19 protein-coding genes are annotated in these 21,051 nt (G+C 45.3%); 14 read left to right on the top strand and 5 right to left on the bottom strand.

From position 1 onward, the window contains the following. Positions 1-246 precede the first annotated feature (246 nt). Together LRL21_RS25580 and LRL21_RS25575 are read right to left on the bottom strand one after the other, a co-directional pair. Positions 247-1,224, bottom strand: a complete 978-nt coding sequence (locus LRL21_RS25580; protein WP_240418609.1) for a YpdA family putative bacillithiol disulfide reductase — start codon at positions 1,222-1,224, stop codon at positions 247-249. Between the two features lie 165 nt (positions 1,225-1,389). After that, positions 1,390-1,986, bottom strand: coding sequence for a class I SAM-dependent methyltransferase (locus LRL21_RS25575; RefSeq protein ID WP_240418608.1), 597 nt, complete (start codon positions 1,984-1,986; stop codon positions 1,390-1,392). Between the two features lie 317 nt (positions 1,987-2,303). Between LRL21_RS25575 and LRL21_RS25570 the strand changes: the two genes are divergently transcribed. The 7 genes from LRL21_RS25570 to LRL21_RS25540 all read left to right on the top strand — a co-directional run bounded on the left by LRL21_RS25570 (position 2,304) and on the right by LRL21_RS25540 (position 8,590). Further along, positions 2,304-2,531, top strand: a complete 228-nt coding sequence (locus LRL21_RS25570) for a hypothetical protein (protein WP_338044675.1) — start codon at positions 2,304-2,306, stop codon at positions 2,529-2,531. A gap of 23 nt (positions 2,532-2,554) precedes the next feature. Continuing rightward, positions 2,555-2,929 carry a spore coat protein gene (locus LRL21_RS25565; protein WP_240418607.1) on the top strand — a complete coding sequence of 125 codons (375 nt, stop codon included), beginning with the start codon at positions 2,555-2,557 and terminating at the stop codon, positions 2,927-2,929. 224 nt (positions 2,930-3,153) lie between these two features. Further along, entirely contained in the window at positions 3,154-3,969 is an 816-nt protein-coding gene (locus LRL21_RS25560) for a hypothetical protein (RefSeq protein WP_240418606.1), read from the top strand. A 153-nt stretch (positions 3,970-4,122) separates the two neighbouring features. Further along, complete coding sequence (locus tag LRL21_RS25555) at positions 4,123-4,686, top strand: NUDIX hydrolase (RefSeq protein ID WP_240418605.1); 564 nt, start codon at positions 4,123-4,125, stop codon at positions 4,684-4,686. 155 nt (positions 4,687-4,841) lie between these two features. Continuing rightward, entirely contained in the window at positions 4,842-5,849 is a 1,008-nt protein-coding gene (locus tag LRL21_RS25550; RefSeq protein ID WP_240418604.1) for a 2-oxoacid:acceptor oxidoreductase family protein, read from the top strand. Positions 5,850-5,906: 57 nt separating this feature from the next. Then, a complete protein-coding gene (locus LRL21_RS25545; protein ID WP_240418603.1) occupies positions 5,907-8,213 on the top strand; it encodes a thiamine pyrophosphate-dependent enzyme in 2,307 nt (768 codons plus the stop codon). 59 nt (positions 8,214-8,272) lie between these two features. Then, complete coding sequence (locus LRL21_RS25540; protein WP_240418602.1) at positions 8,273-8,590, top strand: hypothetical protein; 318 nt, start codon at positions 8,273-8,275, stop codon at positions 8,588-8,590. Here LRL21_RS25540 and udk read toward each other — a convergent pair. Then, positions 8,526-9,167 carry a uridine kinase gene (gene udk / locus LRL21_RS25535; protein WP_240418601.1) on the bottom strand — a complete coding sequence of 214 codons (642 nt, stop codon included), beginning with the start codon at positions 9,165-9,167 and terminating at the stop codon, positions 8,526-8,528. The genes LRL21_RS25540 and udk overlap by 65 nt on opposite strands. 213 nt (positions 9,168-9,380) lie before the next feature. Between udk and LRL21_RS25530 the strand changes: the two genes are divergently transcribed. Then, positions 9,381-9,776, top strand: a complete 396-nt coding sequence (locus tag LRL21_RS25530; protein ID WP_240418600.1) for a hypothetical protein — start codon at positions 9,381-9,383, stop codon at positions 9,774-9,776. Positions 9,777-9,879: 103 nt separating this feature from the next. Continuing rightward, complete coding sequence (locus LRL21_RS25525) at positions 9,880-11,163, top strand: MFS transporter (RefSeq protein WP_240418760.1); 1,284 nt, start codon at positions 9,880-9,882, stop codon at positions 11,161-11,163. A 210-nt stretch (positions 11,164-11,373) separates the two neighbouring features. Here LRL21_RS25525 and LRL21_RS25520 read toward each other — a convergent pair whose 3' ends face one another. Continuing rightward, positions 11,374-12,834 carry a sensor histidine kinase gene (locus tag LRL21_RS25520; protein ID WP_240418599.1) on the bottom strand — a complete coding sequence of 487 codons (1,461 nt, stop codon included), beginning with the start codon at positions 12,832-12,834 and terminating at the stop codon, positions 11,374-11,376. Next, entirely contained in the window at positions 12,831-13,514 is a 684-nt protein-coding gene (locus LRL21_RS25515) for a response regulator transcription factor (protein WP_076228654.1), read from the bottom strand. Before LRL21_RS25515 ends, LRL21_RS25520 begins: the two co-directional genes overlap by 4 nt. 458 nt (positions 13,515-13,972) lie before the next feature. Between LRL21_RS25515 and LRL21_RS25510 the strand changes: the two genes are divergently transcribed. From LRL21_RS25510 to LRL21_RS25490, 5 genes are all read left to right on the top strand, one after another. Beyond that, positions 13,973-14,833, top strand: a complete 861-nt coding sequence (locus tag LRL21_RS25510; RefSeq protein ID WP_240418598.1) for an FAD:protein FMN transferase — start codon at positions 13,973-13,975, stop codon at positions 14,831-14,833. 19 nt (positions 14,834-14,852) lie between these two features. Continuing rightward, entirely contained in the window at positions 14,853-16,547 is a 1,695-nt protein-coding gene (locus LRL21_RS25505; protein WP_240418597.1) for a permuted SH3 domain-containing protein, read from the top strand. Between the two features lie 28 nt (positions 16,548-16,575). Beyond that, a complete protein-coding gene (locus LRL21_RS25500) occupies positions 16,576-17,298 on the top strand; it encodes an ABC transporter ATP-binding protein (RefSeq protein ID WP_275900901.1) in 723 nt (240 codons plus the stop codon). Beyond that, entirely contained in the window at positions 17,295-18,470 is a 1,176-nt protein-coding gene (locus LRL21_RS25495; protein ID WP_240418596.1) for an ABC transporter permease, read from the top strand. The genes LRL21_RS25500 and LRL21_RS25495 overlap by 4 nt, the downstream gene beginning before the upstream one ends. A 126-nt stretch (positions 18,471-18,596) precedes the next feature. Then, entirely contained in the window at positions 18,597-20,879 is a 2,283-nt protein-coding gene (locus tag LRL21_RS25490) for a hypothetical protein (RefSeq protein WP_240418595.1), read from the top strand. The last annotated feature ends 172 nt before the right edge of the window (positions 20,880-21,051 follow it).

Raw genomic sequence — 21,051 nt, 5'->3', positions numbered from 1 at the left:
GCTTCGCTTCTACAGAACACCACGGTCGCTCCGCTTTTTATTCACCAATCTCCAAGTTGTAGGAGAGAGAACTAGCACAATCTGAATACGGATTGTGCTGGATTTGAAATTCAAATAATAAATGACAAAAAGAGCAGTTTTCTGATATTCACAGAAAATTGCTCTTTTTGTTCTGGTCTTAGATACAACCTCTTTAATAAATTCATTCTGGTACTAAATTATGTAAAAATAACGGGTAAGATTTTCCTACAAACTGCTTTCGGCAATACGGCGAGCTATCATACCGCCATGAAGTCGTCCCGATTCAATAAACACTTCGTTGGCATCGCTGCCTGAGGCGGCAACACCTGCAATGAACAGGCCGGGAATTGGGGTTTCCATGGTTTCTGGGTTATGTATGGGAGCAGTGGATGCCGGATCCATCTGTACGCCAGCGGATGCGAGCAGTCCGCGGTCAGGACGAAAACCGGTTAATGCAAGTACAAAGTCATTATCCAAAAGCTGCTCGTTATCTCCTGTCCGAACAAGAATGGTCTGATCATGGATCTGAATGATTTGTGATCCGAACAGCATTTTGATTCTGCCCTTTTTGATCATACTTTCAAATACAGGAAGAACCCAAGGCTTAATGCTTGAAGAGAAGCTATCACCCCTATAAACAATGGTGACATCTGCACCTGCTCGCATTAAATCCATGGCCGCATCGATAGCGGAGTTGCTTCCACCGATTACCGCAACCTTTGTACCACTGTAAGGGTGGGCCTCATGAAAATAGTGGGAGACTTTGGCGGATTCCTCCCCAGGAATGCCAAGCATGTTCGGATGATCAAAATATCCGGTAGCCACAATGACATAACGGGCTTTGATCATCGAAATGTTATTGAATCGATCATTGAGCTGAAGCTCAAAGGTGCCGTCATCTGTCTTCGTAATCGATTGAACAGCATGGTACGACTGAATTCGGACGTTGCTGCGCAATGCTGCATTTCGATAATAATGTAGCGCCTCGAGGCGCGATGGCTTTTCGTTGGGGGTTGTAAATGGAATGCCGCCTATTTCTAGTAAATCCGGGGTGCTGAAAAAGTGCATGTAGGTCGGGTATAAGTAAATAGAGTGGGCAATACTGTATTTCTCGATTATCAAAGGCGCATAACCCAGTTTTTGCAGCTCCAGGGCTGCAGACAATCCACAAGGGCCTGCTCCGACTATAACAATCTCTTCCAAACCGTGACACCTCATTTCTTTCAAATCAGTTACAAGCCAGCAGGCTTTGTATTCCATAGTAACCGATTCTATAAAACGATGCAAAAAGAGATATCCATCAGGAAAGACGATGATTTCGTCGTGAAACAGGCTTTGAAAAATTGCGGAAGCCGTATGATCATGAGGCTAGTGACGGTTGGTGCCAGTTGACTGTTTTTTACGGCATACATAGACAAAAGCAGGTGGAACATTGAGCATAACGAATTGTATGGCCTCAATGTCAAAATGCTTGCTTAACTGTCTCTTCATCTGGAGTGTATATTGGAAGGCGATAAAGAGACCATCCGGTTTTAATGAATTAACGATTTGCTCCACCAAATCGTTGCGTACCTGCTGCGGGAAGTTTGCAAAAGGAAGCCCGCTGATAATACAGTCAACATGTTCAAGGCCTTGCTGACGTACAACGCTGTGAATGCTTCTGGCGTCGGAATGGGTAGTAAAGCCCGGATGCTGCTGCTCCAATTGGTTCCGAAGATGGGAGTCACGTTCAAATAGCATAACCTTGGTGTCTTGCTTTAACGAACGTTGAATTGCTTGCGTAATGACACCTGTTCCTGCCCCAAGCTCGGCTACACTCGTAATTTCATTCCATTGCACAGCCGATACCATTTTGTTGGCAAGATGCCGGGAGCTGGGAGTAACGCTTCCAATTGCTTTGGGGGTTCGGATAAATTTATAGAAGAACAACATTTTTTGAAGCGCCGTTGTCTCGTTTGCGTTCATTTAAAAATCCCCTTTTCGGTTCATTAAAGCTATTTGTAAGCATAATGTTTTCAAGCTAATTTGCACACAGACCAGAGTACCGTATTGGACTGGACTAAAGTCTGGTTTTCCAAAGTCTGGGTGCATAGGCTCTACTTTTATTAGTGTCTATCATACTACGAAAATGAATTTTCGCCTAATTTTTGTTCAAATAAATTTACAATTTGTGTAATAAATAATTAATATTTACAAAAATCTTAAAAGCATGCAGTCTGAATAATATCATTGGGTTAGGGTATGATATTGTCGGTAATAAATTATCGTTCAAAGGAGAATATATGATGATGGAACCGATATCTACCAAAGAGCTGGAATATGTCACGGATTCAATGTCTAATGAGGATTTGATCATCAAACAATGTGCGACACTCGCAGCAAGCACACAACAGCATGCTACCCATTCGCTTTGTATGGACATTATCAATGCACATAATCAACATTATAACATCCTGATGCAGACTCTTCATCAGCATCTGCCAATGGCTCCTACACAAAACTTTAACTAGAAAGAGGTGACCTGAATATGAACATGAATACAGGCGTTTTACCGGAAAGAGAAATGCTGCTTACCATTCTGTGCGAGCTGAAACGGACAAGCCGTGAGTATACAACTGCTGTGATGGAATCCAATTGCAGCGCTATCAGACAAACACTTACTTCCTTATTGAGCAGTACCCTGGAATCACAGGCGAAAGTGTACGGATACATGAAACAGCACAATATGTATAAAGCATCATCTCCGGTGCTTCGCCAGGAAATTGACAAGAAAATCAGGGAGCATCAACAATCCCAGCAGGAACAAAGCCAATTTGTACAAAGCAGACTGCAAGGACGGCAGCCATACGGCGCTCCATTTCCCAATTATGGGAATACTCCCTCTCAGCATCAGTCTTTCATGATGTAGTGCCTGATAGCGCCGTGGTGATACGGCGTGTGAACGACCCAGATAAACGTCTTGCGTACGTATGATGCGCAAGGCGTTTTTATGTATCTGCTTACTGCACGCACGGACAAGCATATTTCATATTATGCTTCATAAAGTTACAATAGACATACAAACTAGCAGGATCTATCTGCTAGATTCAGAGGGTTTTAATCATTTCATTAATGAGAAGAGGTGCTCGTTCCATGCTGGAATGGAATCGTAAAGAGGAGACTGCCGGAATGATTCGATTCATCCGAGCCCGATTGCCGCTGCTGGTCATGGCTTTTTTGTTTGGGAATTTGATTGCTGTCGTTTTCACAGCACTGGAGCCCTCTGGAGCAGATCTGCGATCAGATACTTATACATATCAGAAAACAACACAAAACGGGATTAAGCTGCATGCGCTGCGCACTCGGCCTAATAATATTGCGTTGAAGCATATTCAGTCCAATGTAACGTTAACCGATGAGTTTGGGATCAATGGCGGTTTTTTTTGGAATGGAGATTTACTCAGTATTGCCGTTATTAACGATCAACCGTTAGTGGGTCAGCAGTGGGACTATGGATCGGGATGGTATAATATTGATGTTCCGAAAGGCACTTTGGTATGGGATGAAATTACGGGCAGCTTTAGCGTACAAGTCGCAATTGATGCCGAGCAGCTTCGTGTAACAGACAAAGGACATTATTGGGCACAAGGTGGAGTCAGCATGTCTTTGCAGCAAGATGATCAGTGGGTTCAGCAAGCTTTGGCAGAGGATATGCCCGCATTTGCAGAGGCACGGCTTCGTTCAGGTGCCGTTTATGACAAGTCCCAGAATCTATGGCTGCTAGTTTCGGAAACTCCTTGTACGGTAGAACAATTTCGCACAGCGGCGATAGAATGGGTTGGCCGCACTCAGGTTGTGGATGGAGTATTTCTCGATGGAGATGGTTCTTCGCAAATGCGCAGTGCACAGATTCAACTTAAAGGAGACACGAGAGAGGTGTATCAAATGCTTGCGCTCAAGAAAAAATAAAGCGTTGAACGGCTTTATTTTTTCGATAGACATATACAGCAGCTCACAAGCAAAATGGGTCTGGAAAGATAGCTGCAAACAAGCTATGATAACGAATAGCTGCCGTAATTGGCGCATACATACTGGATGCATCTGGAGAGGTGGAAGAATCGAATGGCGATTAATTTTTGTGTGGAATGCGGCCAGCCTATGGAAATGCGGACTGTAGATGGCGTAGAACGTCGTGCATGTACGAGCTGCAGCGCAGTTCATTGGGGATCTTACAGTATCGGGGTTGGAGCCCTTGTTATAAAAGACGATAAAGTGCTGCTTGTTCGCAGGGCGCAAGAGCCTGGCAAAGGGAATTGGACTAATCCTGGTGGTTATATCGAGCAGCTGGAGCCTATTGAGGAAACGGTAATCCGTGAGGTACTGGAGGAGTGTGGAGTCCAAACGAGCGTTAAAGGAATTATTGCCCTGCGTGACCAGCCGCGTGCTTCCGTACATAATTTGTATGTGGCTTTTGAAATGGATTATATAAGCGGAGAGCCTATACCCGATGGTGTCGAAGTGGATAGTGCCGGATTCTATTCAATGGAAGAAATGCAGTCGATGAAGGTGGCAAGCTTCACACAATGGCTGATCGATGCAGCATTGCGCGGTAACGGAGCTGGCTTGCAGCATGATCGAGAGCCGATTGTGCCGACAAATGGCAACGGGTTTTTTAGGGTTTTGTAAGGCGGGACAGGCCATTCTCAAGTCTTTGACTTTGGAGATGGCCTTTTTTTATAAAAATATTTTTGCAATAGAGGAATTTGTCGATCTATTCAGAATATAAATAGTATTTAGAAAACTAATCTATTTTTCAGTTTATTCTCGAAAGGGGTCTTGCAATGGTTACGCTACCAAGAACAAATGAACTGGGTTTTTTTGAAATCAGATTGGAATCAATTGGAGGACTCGGAGCTAATCTGGCTGGCAAAATGCTGGCAGAGGCTGGTGTGGTGGGTGCCGGCTTGAACGGTGTCAGCTTTTCCTCTTATGGTTCGGAGAAGAAGGGCTCTGCGGTCAAGGCGCATATCCGGTTTTGCGATATCAACACGAATATTCGGGATACCTCGCCCGTGGAGCGGCCGCATGTTGTCGGCGTATTTCATGAATCTTTGTCGAAAACGATCAATGTAATTAGTGGCATCTATGAAGATACACTGGTGCTGGTTAATTCGACGAAAACTCCGGAAGAGCTGAAGGCCAAGATGAATATGAAGGGCGGAACGATCGCTGTTATTGATGCGATTGGCATTTCTCTAGAGGAGAAAAATCGGGTTAATATGGCGATGCTGGGTGCGTTATTCCGGTTGTGTCCGTTTCTCAATCCCGATACGATGAAAAATGTTATTCGCAAATCGTTGGAGAAGAAATACCCGTTAGCTGTACAGCCGGCATTAAACACATTTGAAAGGGGTTACAACGAAGTCGTATTTCAAACCTTTGAGCTGGCTGATGGGGATCAGATGCCTTCATATATTAGGCAGGATACCCCTGTTCTTGGATACGGGACACAGGCTATGGGTGGTGTCATTACGAATCCCGGTAATAGTATATTAAAGGATCTGAGTATATCGCGGGCAGGCATGATGCCGCATTTTGAGGATGATAAATGTATTCACTGTGCAGCCTGTGACACGGTCTGTCCTGATTTTTGCTTTGTGTGGGATGAGCAAGCAGATAAAAAGGGCAGGCCGCAAATGTTCCTCCAGGGAATTGATTACCAATACTGCAAGGGCTGCTTGAAATGTGTACAGGCCTGTCCAACGGAGGCACTTTCCAGTGCCAGGGAAGCTGATGGCTATGCAGATGAGCATCGCGTTCCTCATCGGTTCGATTTGGCTGCAACCTGATTCGTGTAAATCGCATATCATAATCCATTACATGTAAATTGAAGGGTGGAGAACCAAGTGGCAATTGAGATTAATAAAGAGATTCCTCAGGGTACGGTGGAGCAGCGGATCGTATATGAATCCGGTAATGAAATGGCGGCATACGCCGCGCACCAAATCAATTATCACATTATGGGATATTTTCCGATCTCGCCTTCCACAGAGGTTGCTCAATTTCTTGATATGATGAAGGCAAATGGACAGCACGATATCAAGCTGATCCCGGCAGATGGCGAGCACGGTTCAGCAGGAATTTGCTATGGAGCGTCCACAGCCGGCGGTCGTGTATTTAATGCGACAAGTGCGAATGGGTACTTGTACATGCTGGAGCAAATGCCGGTGCAATCGGGAACCCGTTTTCCGATGGTCATGAACCTAGTCTGCCGCTCCGTATCCGGACCTTTGAATATTCACGGAGACCACTCCGATTTATATTATGCTTTGAATACCGGCTGGCCTATTGTGATGTGCCGTGATCCACAGGCTGTGTATGATATGAATATTATGGCACTCAAGCTGGCTGAGGATGCTGAAGTCCGCTTGCCTGTCATTGTTGCGTCCGATGGGTACTTCACCTCGCATCAAAAACGTCGGGTACAAACGTTTGCCAAACGCGAGGATGTACAGGCTTTTATTGGAGAACAGCCGCCAGTGGGCTTTGCCGATACGTTAGACCGCAACAACCCGATTACTGTCGGGCCTTACATGAATGAACCCGACTATATCAATAACTGCTACCAGCAGTCCATGGCGATGTACAGGGCGGAGCAAGTCTTTGACCGAATTCGTACTGAATATGCGGAGCTGACAGGACGCGATTATCCGGTTCTTGACTTGTATTGTATGGAGGATGCGGAGGTTGCTGTGTTCCTGATGAATTCAGCATCGGAAATTATTAAGGACGTAGTGGATCAGCTCCGTGCTCAGGGCATTAAAGCGGGTTCCATTGCTCCCAATTTGATTCGTCCATTCCCGCAAAAGGCGATCGCGGAAGCCTTGAAAAATGTGAAGGCAGTCACCGTAGGCGACCGTGCTGATTCTTATGGTGGTCATGGCGGCAATATGGTCAATGAAATCAAGGCTGCGCTGTTCACGCTCGGCAATCATGATACGATGGTTATTAGCCGTATTTATGGTCTGGGTGGCAAGGATTTTTATAATGAGGACGGTCATGCCTTATTCCAGTTCGCTATAGACGCGGTGGAAAAAGGCAAAGTAGAAGTACCGTTCGATTATTACGGTCATTCGGTAGGGGATCCGAATCGGACTATGAAACGTGTTCTAAACCCGATGAAATACGAAGATTTAAATACAGGGCTGATCACGGTCAAGCAGGATGAAGAGACGAAGAAGCTGAATGTTCGCATTCCGCCTTTGCGTGCTCTAACGAAGAAGCCAAAACGAATTGCTCCGGGGCATGGCGCTTGTCCGGGCTGCGGTATTTTCTCAGGTCTTGAATTGTTCTTCAAGGGGATCGAAGGCGATATCGTAGCGTTGTTCCACACAGGCTGTGCGATGGTAGTGACAACAGGGTATCCGTATTCGTCACATAAAGCGACCTATATTCACAATCTGTTCCAAAATGGTGCAGCTACCATGTCCGGTGTCGTTGAAATGTTCTGGGAGCGCAAACGCCGCGGTGAGCTGGATGCATACAATCTGCCTGCCGATTTCACGTTCGTGATGATCACTGGAGACGGTGGTATGGATATCGGGATGGGGCCAGCCATTGGTGCGGCGCTGCGAAATCATAAAATGATCATTCTGGAGTACGATAATGAAGGGTACATGAATACAGGTGCCCAGCTGTCCTATTCCACACCCATGGGCCATCGTACATCGACCTCCAATGTAGGCTCCAAGCAGGGTGGTAAGGTATTCCATCACAAGGATACTGCACAAATTATGGCAGCAACCCACATTCCTTATGTATTTACAGGCTCGGAGGCATTTTCACAGGATTTGGTTCGTAAAGGCGCCAAGGCCCAGTGGTATGCCCAAAATGAAGGATTGGTGTACGGCAAGATTTTGATCGCTTGTCCATTAAATTGGTTGTCTGAAGACGAGAATGGATCCAATATTGTTGGCGCGGCAGTAGATTCTTGTTTCTTCCCGCTGTATGAGGTGGAGCATGGGGTCACAACGATAACATACAATCCGGAGGATAAGAGCAAAAAGATTCCTTTGTCAGAGTGGCTCACTACCATGGGTAAAACGAAGCATATGACTAAACCCGAGTACGAGGATTCCTATAAAGAATTCGAGAGGGAAGTGGAGCGGCGCTGGAGTATGCTGAAGGCTAAGCATGAAAGCCCGTATCTGTAACCTCGTAGAGGCAAAAGGCATTCTCTCCGAAAGAGAAAAATGCCTTTTGTTTGTGGAAAATGGAGGAGATCAGGTTGCCTTATGTGATGAAGCATGCAATTACATCAAAGCTGTATACCTGTATGCTGGTTAACGGCTATAGGCTGCCTTATTATGGAACCAAGTATTGGGATGATGAAGAAGCTGCCCAGTTGGGCTACCATGATTTTTTGAACCTGCAGGGTGTCGCTGAGCCTGCTTCATGGGAACTGCTGGAGCTAACCGAAAATCAGTTGAAGCTGTGCAATGTGAAGCTCAAAAATGATTCGCGTTTTATCCTTCATTGGGATGAAGTGAAGCAAGCGGCGGCTGCAAGTATTTCTCCGTCAGAACCGTAAGCAGGCTGATGCCGACTTCGTTGTGCCCACCCTCGGGTATGATGATGTCGGCATATTTTTTGGAGGGTTCGATAAATGCTTCATGCATCGGTTTTACGGTGGACAAATATTGATTATAAACGGATTGAATGCTGCGGCCGCGTTCTTGAATATCCCGCAGGACGCGACGGAGAATACGTACGTCCGGATCTGTATCCACAAACACCTTGATATCGAGAATACCACGTAACAGCTCGTCCGATAAGACATGCAGTCCTTCTATAATAACGATTGGATTCGGAAGCAGCTCAATCGTTTGCTCAGAGCGTGCATGATGGGCAAAATCATAGGTGGGGGAATGCACAATTTGGTTAAGCTTTAGCAACTTTATTTGCTGGAGCAGCAGCTCGTTATCAAAAGCAAAAGGATGATCATAGTTGATCAATTCGCGTTCAGCCAATGGTAATTCGCTATGGTCGCAATAATAATTGTCCTGGGAAATGAAAGTAATTTGTTCACTGCCGAGCTTGTCGATGACGGAGCGGGCTACGGTCGTTTTGCCCGATCCGGTACCGCCTGCAATTCCGATGATAAGCATAAATAAGTAATCCTCCTGCGTGGACGCTTGGTTTAAGAGTTAATCCCGTTATTCTATCATAAACAGATAATGAAGACGAGAGCTAAAGGAAGGTTAGCTCAGTTCTATAGCGTACAAGCAAGGATTGTGGTATGCTCTTTGGCAAACGCATTTTATACTTGTCATAACCAATTATCCCATCATACGGTTTTGGGCATTGAGGAGGTACTTATCATGAATAACGATTTTATCCAGATCAAGTCCTTGCAGGGTGATTTGAAAATTTCGCACAAAAAAAGAGATTTTGGTATTACCGTGTCCACCGAGGAGCTGGTATACCAAAAGCCTCATGTTAACTATTATTTCAAGCTTGCGCACATTACAAGTATTGTTCCGTTTGATACTTTCGAGAGCAAGAAGATCACTTTTCATAATCGGCGTTCCTCGGGTAATGAGATCATCACGATGTCTAATGGCATACCGCATTATCGGTTTCATGTGAGTCAGGCTTATGTGCATAATCGCAGCGGTATATTTCAATTGGGAAATGCTCAATTTATATTGCCTATTGTGAACGATCTGCTTAAAGCGATTACCAAATATGCGGGTTTAAATGGAATTGAAATTTAAAATCTGAATACGATGAACGTGGAAGAGGAAATACAGGGAGGATTAACTATTGACTGCACACGCATCAACCGCAAGTGTCACTACCCAAAGCAAGCTGCCAGTTATGGCCAGCGTAGTTATCGCTATGCTGGTCGCTTCTATGGATACGACCATTATTAACACGACAATGCCAATTATTGCCAAGGAGCTTGGCGGGTTTGAGCTGTATGCATGGAGCTTTGCCTCGTATATGGTCGTATCAACAGTTGTCGCCCCCGTAGCAGGACGCATATCCGATCTGTACGGACGCAAAACGATATTTGCAGTAGGAATAATCATTTTCTTGTTAGGTTCTTTATTGTGTGGATTCGCTAATACGATGTTACAGTTAATACTGTATCGTGCGGTACAAGGGATCGGCGCGGGTGTGATGATGCCGTTTCCTTCGATAATTTCGGGAGACTTGTATCCACCTGAAAAAAGAGGCAAAATACAAGCATTTTTCACGGCCATGTGGGCGTTATCTGCTATTTTGGCGCCTATGCTTGGGGCATTATTCGTACAGTATACGACCTGGCGCTGGATTTTTTATATTAATATTCCCTTATGTCTGATTTCATTGATATTGCTCAGAGCTTATAAGGAAGTGTACATCCCGAAGAAATCCAAGGTGGATAGCTTGGGTGCAGTCCTGTTTGCTGCCGGAGTCAGTATGCTTCTGCTCACAACCGTTGTTGAAAACTACATATGGGCTTATGCTGCTGCTGGAGTCATTATCCTTTTTGGATTTTATTTGTATGAACGGCAGCATCCTTCACCGATTGTTCCCTTAAGCTTGCTTGCAAATCGCCCGATTTCGGGAATGAATATGAATTCATTTCTTGCATGTGCCGCATTATTTGGCGTTTCGAGCTATGTGCCGCTATTTCTTCAGGAGGAAGGTCACAGCTTATTTGTCAGCGGCTTGGCCCTGCTTGGGGTATCGTTTGGATGGATGGTCGTCGCGGTTCCGAGCGGCAAATGGACAGTAAAATGGGGCTATGGGAAGCTCATTATTATCGGCAACGTCCTGCTGATCTGTTCAGGAATAATGCTGCTTTTATTGAAGCAGGGGACAGGATTCTGGTACGTATTTTCGGCGATGGTTGTCCAGGGACTTGCCTTTGGATTAATCTTCACGGTGGCTACGATTGGGTCCCAGCAGCTGGTGGATGCCAATCAAAAAGGAGTTTCGACTTCCATGCAGTTGTTTTCGCGTAATATCGGAACGGCTGTGGGCGTGACGGTAATGGGTGCCTTTTTGACAAAGGGCTTGGATGTATACAGCGGGTTTCATGCCTTATTCATGTATGGTTTTATAGCCAGCTTGGTGGCTCTCGCTTCGTCATTAGTGCTTAGAAAGGTATAGATGCAAATTGGCAAACAAAAACTAAGGAGGCAGCTCCATGACGAAAAAGGCTCTGGTTATTAAAAGAAAAACCGGACTCCAGGCATCATGCTCGTCACCGTCAGTACGATATGAGCCATTTGCAAAGAAAGACCGGTTATATTCCACAATTTAAGCTTGAGCATGCTATTCACGAAACCATAGAATGGATGTTGAAGCAAAAAGCAATAATTATGCAGGAATCCATACCTGGAACGAACAGCCCTGGCCAAACTTGGAGGTGACATGGATCGTGCCATGATGGGATTCGACAATCGATTGAGTAATCGATAAACCGAGCCCCGCACCTCCATATTGGCGTGCCCGTGAGGAATCGCTGCGATAAAATCGATCAAATACATAGGGCAGATGAGCTTCGCTAATTCCGGGGCCATTGTCGTTAACTGACAGCAGTACGCCCTTATCTTTGCGGGTTAAGGAAATCTCGATATGACCGGTTTCAGAATCGGTGTGCTGGACGGCGTTTTGAAATAAATTCAGAATGACCTGCTTCATATTGTCTGTCACGAATTTGCAGATCATCTGAGGCTCAATCCGCAAGCTAAGCTTGCGCGTTCCCGCCAATATATGAAGCTGTGGCTCCATTTCCCGAATAACCAAATCCAACGAGCCTTCTTTTAGCAAAATTTGCGGAGTCCGATCGAGCTTAGCCAAGAGCAGCAGATCATTCACTAATTTATTCAGCCGCGCGGACTCGCTGTGCATGCTTTTGAGAGCTTTGTGCAGCTGTTCGGGATTGTTGGCTGCGCCGCGCATCAGCACCTCCAGAAAACCATGAATAGAAGTCAGTGGTGTACGAAGCTCATGAGAAGCATCTGCGATAAAACGATGCATTTGCTCCTGGGTTTCTTTTTCTGCCTGAAAGGAAGCCTCCAATCGCTCCAGCATCCCGTTGAACGATTCGGCCAGCTGATCGACCTCAAGCTGTCCTTGATGAATCGGAAAGCGATGATCCAAATTTCCTGCATTGATTTGCTCTACAGTGTTGCCCATATTGGACAGCGGCACCAGCGTCTTGCGAAGTAAGGGCAAATATCCGAGCAAACCAAACACCATGGCCGCAGCAGATAGCAGCAAGAAGGTAAGCATCTGGCGAATGAGCAATTCCTTGAGTGGGCCTGTCATCGTACTTACCTGAACTAATCCATTCATTTGACCCGGACCGGTGAACACGGGCTGCAGCACAACGAGGTACTCGACTCCGTTCTCATCCAACATTACCCGATAGTTCAGCTCAGGCTTTTTCCTGAATTTTAATGCATCGAGATATTCCTGAGTATCCAGTCGGGGGCCATTTTCTATTCCTGAACGGCTAGCCATTGCTGTGTAATTACCAGCAGCATCAATATAGGCGATAGACGTTTCCGGCATAAAGAAAAAAGGTGCTCGCGCATTGCCACCCTCGTTCGTCCTGCCGGTTTGCTGCCAGGCGTCGCGAGGCAGCGATAGAATCTGACTTTGGACACTGGTCGCTTTATTTCTGTATATAATGTCTTTCATAAATACATATTGCAGCACCCCGATCAGCACAAGCAGAGCGGCCAGTATAATCAATGAGCGGGACAATAGCTGGATTTTTAACGAGTTTGGGGCAAAAAATTGTTTCCATTTAAATCCGGTTTTGTCAATCATGAAAGATCCACCCGATACCCCGATCCCCGTAAAGTCCGAATCAATTGGCGATCCTTGTCGTTAAGCTTATCCCTCAAGGAACGAATATACACCTCAACAATGTTTTCCTCGCCACCGAAATCGTAACTCCATACCTTTTCCAAAATCATTGATTTACTAAGTACAAGACCATGATTCAATACTAGAAATTTTAACAGCTCGTATTCTGTCGGGGACAGCTCCAATACCCGGTTCTCCAAACTAATTTCTTTGCGGCGATCATCAATTCGGAAAGGGCCGATAACCACCTCACCAAATAAGTTGGGAAATTGATTGCGAATTCTTGCGTGAATGCGGGCTAACAGCTCATCGAAGCTGAAGGGCTTGACCATATAATCGTCAGCCCCAAGCGTTAGACCCTTGACACGATCGTCGACCTCATCTTTGGCGGTCAGCATAATCACGGCCACATTCTCGGTCTTTTTGAGCATCCGGCACACTTCAAAGCCGTCCATTCCCGGCATCATGACATCAAGTATGGCAACGTGTGGTTGAAACTGTTTAATTATATTAATGGCCGCGATCCCATCTTGGGCGCACCTTACTTCAAAGCCTTCATTTTGTAACCCTAATTCCAGAAATTGCAGAATATTTGGCTCATCATCGACAAGCAATATTTTAATACCTTTAAGTGGTTGCATTCTTTAATCCCCCTCAAGCAAGTGTTATGGTAATAGTATCTGTTTCTGAACTGAAATGCCACTGAAAGATAACTGAAAATACGTTGAAAATGTGTTCTTCAGCAATTTTTAAGGTATCATTCAGGTGGCACTCAGGTTACTAGGCTTTAAGAAGAGTAAAGTGAAAGAAGTGGAAAAAATTATCAAACCATAAGTGGAGGAAGGTACCTCTAATGTATCATCCAAATAGCCGGCAAGTGGTTTGATTGATATCCGTTTTTTAATGAAAAGTACAGACTGCCCCGACCACATTTGGTCGGGTTATTGGTGTTTTCTGAACGTTAGCTGAATGTTTGCTGAATGCTTGATTAGTTAATAGCCTAAATCTCTTCAGCAATCTTTCAGTCAATCATCAAGTTCATTTCAGGTATGACCTTCATAATGAACCTATCAGCAAGGCAGGGAAGAGGGGGAGGTTCATGATAGCCAACACATCAAATCACTTTTCCGAAATGTTTCATCGTTTTCATTTTCAAGCTTTGAATACGAATGTGGATATTATGATTTGGGCTGAATCTCAGGAAATCGCTGTTATAGAAAGGCTGGCGGTGGAATGGTTCAGAGACACTGAATTGCGATTTTGCCGAAACTATCCTCAAAGTGAATTAAACCATTTAAATACGCTGTCAGGGGAACGCTGCAAGGTTTCAGATCAGATGATGGAGATTTTGGCTCTCACTGAAACGTATCGGAAGGCGACCCATAATACGTACAATCCGCTGGTGAGCTCATCCTTGGATTCAGATTTGCATCTTTCGCTCGATTCGGACACCAAATCAGTACGCCTTCCCGAAGACTCGACTCTGGAACTGCAAAGTATTGTTCAGAACTGGATCTTATTACGATTGGCTGATATGTTTCAGCACCGGATGAAGCTCAAGCAGGGACTGCTTCGTGTCGGGGAATCGTACAAGGTATGGGGTCGACCCGTTGACAGCTTTGATCCCTGGGTCATTGGGATTAAGAAACCCGGACAAACAACGGGACTGCTTGCAACAGCTACCCTTTCCGAAGGAGCTATTGCTACCTGTACAACGCAGGATACCGAATCCAATTTCTGGAATCAGTGTACGGTTGCGGGTATGGACCCGGTGGAATGTGGAATCTGGGCACAGGCTATAGCGAAGCTTGGTTCGGAAAAAGGATTGTCACTAATAGCTCAGCACGCCGCCTATTGTGAAGTACTATCGATCGATGAGCATAACAAGCTTCATTATTATGGAGATAAAGCTTCAATTGGTTCCAAATGGAATGAAATGAATGTTGATTATTATCATTAGCAGTTAGGGAGGCAGCTTCATGAACAAGAAAAAAGTGATTATTATCACATTGGCGGCAATATTGGTATGCGGTGGCGGTACATACGCCTATTTGAAAAAGGATACGCTGCTCGGAACGAAGCAGGTAGCTGTGCAGCAAACAACCTACACAGTGAAAAAAGGAAATGTACGAACAGCGATTTCCGGTACGGCACAGCTGGAGCCTCAGGAGCAGCAGACGATTGTCCCTCCCAAGGAAGGTATGATCAAAACCCTCAATCTGACCAGAAATCAAACCGTGAAAAAAGGCGATTTGCTTCTGGAGGTGTCGGATTCAAGTCTGGATGAAAAGCTGGATTCAGCAAAACTTACATTAAGCGGATATGAGTCGGATATGCAAGATTTACAGACACAGGCAGGAGCATTAAAAACCTATGCACCCGCAAGCGGCAAATTAATTTTGGCCACAACGGCCAGCGAGGGAGCCGGTGTCTCCAAAACGACGAAGATTGCTACGATTGCAAGCATTGATACGTTAACAGCGGCTCTCCCTTTTCTTCAGGAGGAAGCTGCGCAAATCAAAACGGGTGATTTGATCCAGTTAACGATAGATGGTTATATGCTGACCAAGTCAGGCGTTGTAACGTCCGTATCCCAATCCGTTAAGTCGGATGCCAAAGGAAATCATCTGGTTGATGTGAACATTCGTGTGGACAACGATGGGACTATGGATGCCGGACAAAATGTTAAAGGTGACATTACGGTCGACGGCTTGAAGCTGGAATCCAAAGTGCAGGCGGCGCTGCAATATAAAACCTCAGTGAACGTGATGGCCGGCGTTTCGGGTAATATCGATCAAATGGCAATCAAAGAAAACCAAATGGTTAATAAAGGAGATCTAATTAGTACGATTGTGAGTGATACCCTGCAGAAGGATATTACCAATAAACAGAATCAAATTACCCAATCATTGAAAAGCATTAAGGATTTGGAGGACCAACTGGAAAAGCTGAAGGTTTACGCGCCTTTTGACGGCGTATTCTCAACTGATTTTGTTGATCAAAAGAAAAATGTGCTGGCATCCTACCCAGTTGGAACGACTATAGCCAGCAATGTACAGTTGGGTGCAGTAGCCAATCTGAATACACTGCAGCTCCCCGTCAAGGTCGATGAGCTGGATCTTCCCAAAATCAAGGTAGGCCAGAAAGCTGAGGTTAAGGTGGATGCCATTCCCGGCAAAGTTTTTAATGGGGAAGTTACCCAGGTATCTACCGTAGGGACAGTTACGAACGGTGTAACCTTTTACACTGCTGTTGTGACGTTGACCAATGTATCAGAGCTTAAGTACACGATGACCGCGACGGCTGATATTCTCGTAGAAGACAAGAAAGATGTGCTTGTTGTACCTGTAGAGAACGTGAAAACACGCAACGGCAAAAAGACAGTTTCGTTGAAAAAGGCAGATGGAACGATTGAGGCCGAGCATGAGGTTAAAATAGGCGCAAACAGCTCCACGCTTATTGAAATTACGGATGGTTTGGCTGCTGGCGATGTGCTTGTCAATCAGGCATCGGGTACGCAGCGCAAGCTTTCCCAAAATGAAATCGACGCTATGAGGAATCAATTCCAGCAGGGTGGACGAAATGGAAACACCGGAGGAGCTACCGGCGGCGGTGCTGGTGGTGGTTTCCCAGGGGGAGGCGGAGGATTCCCAGCTGGCGGAGGCGGCCGATGATTAATGTTCGAAGGGACGGTGATAACCAATGAAAATGATCGAACTGACGCAAATTAGGAAAACTTATTTTCGTGGAATTGAAGAGCTTCACATCTTAAAGGATATTTCACTTTCCGTCGGTATTGGTGAATTTGTGGCAATTGTTGGTCCCAGCGGATCTGGTAAATCGACATTAATGAATATGATTGGCTTACTGGATGTGCCTACCTCCGGATCGTACAATCTCGATGGAATTGCCACTGAAAAGATGAAGGACGATGAATTGGCAGGCTTACGGAACCGTAAAATCGGTTTTATCTTTCAGCAATTTAACCTGCTGCCGCGGCTGACAGCTATTGAAAATGTGGAGCTGCCAATGATTTATGCCGGGATTCCCAAAAAAGAACGTAGAGAAAAAGGGATGCAAACACTGGAATTACTTGGTATGGCACAGCGTTCTCATCACCGTCCAAGCGAATTATCCGGTGGGCAGCAGCAGCGGGTAGCCGTTGCCCGTGCCTTGGCCATTGGTCCTTCCTTGCTGCTGGCGGATGAGCCGACCGGAGCTCTGGATTCCAAGACCGGGCAAGAGGTACTTGAACTAATGCTTCAATTAAATGAAATGGGTAACACGATCGTGTTGATTACCCATGATCTGCATATTGCCGAAAATGCGAAGCGGATTGTCACGATAAGAGATGGATTAATTGTCAGTGATATGGAGAACGAGCCTGAGTTGCGACAAGTAAAGGCGCTGGAGGCAACACTATGAGAATGACGGAATTGCTGCGGATGGCGCTCAAAACCGTGAGTGCCAGCTGGATGCGAACATTGCTTACGATGCTGGGTGTTATTATAGGTGTCAGCTCTGTGGTGACACTCGTAGCGATCGGGCAAGGAACATCTGCTCAGATTGCCAAGCAGTACGAAAATATGGGTACGAACCTGCTGGTCGTAAATTTATTGAATACGGGCCGTGCCACACAGCTGGATTATCAGGAAATCATGACCTTTGAACAGTTTCCGGAGATCAGCGCTATGGCGCCAACCGTTACTTCCAGCATCAACATCAAATACAACACAACACAAGACTCTTACACGGTCATGGGGTCCAATGAAAGGTACATGACCATTTTGAAGGCTTCGCTTAAAGAAGGACGATTTATCACGGAATCGGATCTGGATCTGCGAACGAATGTAGCTGTTCTTGGCACTACAGTGGCCAAGGAGCTGTTTGGAAATGTCGATCCGTTGGATAAACAGATTAATATCAACGGCTTTCAATTTACAGTCGTAGGTGTGCTGAATGCGAAGGGCTCCACGATTGGCGGTGCTTCTGCAGACACCTCTGCAATCGTCCCGCTCACCACGGCGCAACGCCAGCTGAATCTTGGCGCTATAAGGACGACATATGTTGAAGCGACTACGAAGGATGACATTACCCAAGCACAGGCAACCTTGACTTCATTCCTGACCTATAAGTTTAAAAATGCCAACGGCTTTCGCTTTACGAATCAAGACCAGCTATTATCGGCAAGTACAGAGGCTTCGAACACGTTAACGAGCCAACTGGTCAGCGTCGCTTGTATTTCCCTCTTGGTTGGGGGTATAGGGATTATGAACATTATGCTGGTTACGGTGAGTGAGCGTACGAGAGAAATAGGTATCCGTAAATCGATTGGTGCCAAGCGACGCAACATTTTGCTGCAATTTCTTTTTGAAGCTGTTGTAATCAGCGGCTTGGGAGGATTAATCGGACTGGCATTAGGTGTTACTCTGGCTAAGATATGGCCATATTTTAACCCTAAGCAGCTAACGGTTGTTTCTTTTGATATCAGCTTGTATGCATTTTTGTTCTCGGTTCTGGTAGGTGTCGTTTTTGGCTTGTATCCTGCCAACAAGGCTTCCAAGCTCCGGCCGATAGACGCTTTACGTACCGATTAATTTATTCAAAGAAGAAAGTGTTGCTGTGCAAACTCAGATGATACTTACGAAGAAAGTTTGCTATGCAAACTCAGATGATGCTTACGAAGTTAGTTTGCTACGCAAACTCTAAGGAGGAATTACTACATGGTTGTTCAATTACCTGATGGGAAGCTGTTACATAAGGGGCGCATAGCGGTTCTTATTGTATCGATACTTTGCTTGATATTCTACTCATGGTCTACTGTGATTACTTATGCGGGTAAGGAAGGCGTGTTTATTAACAATTCAGTTTATTTTACGCTTGAGGAGGTCTCGATTTCCAAAGGTGCTGACTCACAGATGATGCGATTCAATGTGAAGCTTAACAATGATGGCGATAGTGTGGTTGATTTTAATCAATATGGAATTAAAGTGACCTCAACCGCAGGTGGAAGCTACTATGCCCAAATGAGCCAAGCGGCTAACGCCCTCGTTTCACCACACACAGTGGCAGGCTACTATTATGTTGCAACGATTCCCGGTGCGCTTCAAACAAGTGATTTAAAGGTGACTGTATTTCAGCGCAGCGGTTCCAGTACACAGGATATAGGCTCACTTTCAGTAGCGAATGCAGATTCGTTAGGTGAGCAAACTCAGCAGCTGTTGTTGAATCTGGCTGATGTAGATACCTCGTTGACTACTAGCTCTTATGTATCTATCATGACGACTAAGGCGATTACCGTTCCCCAGGATGGAAAATGGACCGTGCTAATAGACGCAGCTGTAACTCCGACAGGCTCGGAGACGATTACCCTGCCATCAGGATTAAAATATTTGCTTCGTGATGGTCAAGGCAGAATTATGGTATTGACATCGAATGCTATAGAAGGCAATTCAATTAATGCAGGTCAAACCAAGCATGTATTGTTAACCGCGACCACGGATTCTGCACCGGTTACTGATAATATGTCATTAGAGCTTTCGCTTGATAATACCGGTATTAAATCATTTGGCAAGCTATCGTTGTCTTCCATATTTCAATTAGTTAAAATGGGTGACCGCACTCCATACCTTATTCAAGGTCGGACAGGTGTTACCTTGGAGCTGCAAAAAGCTGAAGAGCAGCTAATCTCTACGAAAAAAGGTGCATTAGTTACGGCTGTTATTCACAACGATAGCAAGAGCACTTTACAAACACCTTCATTATTAGGGACGTTAATCTCCAGAGAGGCAGCGTTATCGGTAAGTGCAGAGACCGTTGTTTCGCCAGAGGCTTATATTGCACCTGGAGAATCCGGGATTTACCGGTTCGCAGTTGTGCTGCCGGAAGGGATAGCAGCTGACAAACTTCAATTCCTGGTATCCGACACTGGCAAAACTTCAGGAACGTCTGCTTCCACATCCAATAACTCGACTTCGTCCAATACAAACAATACGAGCACATCAGGTTCAACTGGAGCCGCGACAACAAATTCTACCGGGGCTGCAACGAGCACAACAACAAACAGTACCTCATCTAATAATTCATCCAGCAATTCATCCAGCTCATCGGCTTCTCAATCGAACAGCTCTTCTTCGATTACAAGCTTATTGCCAATAGCAATCGTGAGCCTGCAAGAAGGACTTGCAGCCGCTGCTAATTTGAACTCGATTCCGCAGTATGAGTTAGGGCAGCCATTCACTTTCGCAACAGGCAGCCATGTCATTGATAATAATTTGGAAGTTTCCATGGTGGAACTGAATGGACACACCAACGCGGATAATGGTTATCAGACGGTTATAGCCAAATTTAAATTTTTGAACAAGAGTAACGATACGCTGGCATTGCCAACGTTTGATACGACTTTAACTGATAGCTCGGGAACTATTTTCCCAGGAACACGACAAACGACATCTCTTACGCAGCTAATTCCTGATTCAGCTTATGTTTACAGCTATTCGTACATGCTGCCGCCATCGGCACAAGGAACCTTTAAGCTGAGTATTCTGGACAGCACTAATACATTAAAATTGAAGCTGCCTATCGCCGATTACAAGGTGGCAGTTAATCAAGCGGGTGAGGATGATCCAACTGCAGTAAGCAAGAAGCTCTCCTTCTACCCATATACTGTAAATATTGAAGAATGGAACTTGTCATCGGTATTCAGCTCCAATGCTTACACGTATAAGCTTAAGTTAAGTCTAGATATCCAAAAGGCTCCAGAGGTTATTGTTGATAATACGTTCGCTCAAATGGAATTCGAGCTTGTGGACGGCAGGGATCGAGTTTTGGGCAGTACGACTCAACAGCTTCAGGGTACAGGTAAATTGATCAACGGAACACAGACGATCACCTTTACCGATATCAAGTCTGAGCAGCTCGATTATCCATTGACTCTTCATATTTATGAGGACATTACAACCCCAACCGGAGTTGCCAAAAGGTTGATAGCTACCTTTAAACAATAAAAAAACTTCAATCATTGGCTCTTGCTGCAGATATCTGCTTCAAGGGCCTTTTTTCTTAAAAGGAATCCTCCCAATCGATCATATATCGGGATGAAGCTTGCAGGTGTATAACAGCATAAATACCCTGAGCAATGGCAATTTAACCAATAAGCTCAGGGTATTCATTGTGGGG

The organism is Paenibacillus periandrae (genome assembly GCF_022458865.1).
GTDB classification, from domain to species: domain Bacteria; phylum Bacillota; class Bacilli; order Paenibacillales; family NBRC-103111; genus Paenibacillus_S; species Paenibacillus_S periandrae.
The sequence above is the reverse complement of the archived record's forward strand: the minus strand, read 5'-3'. Positions and strand labels throughout refer to the sequence as shown.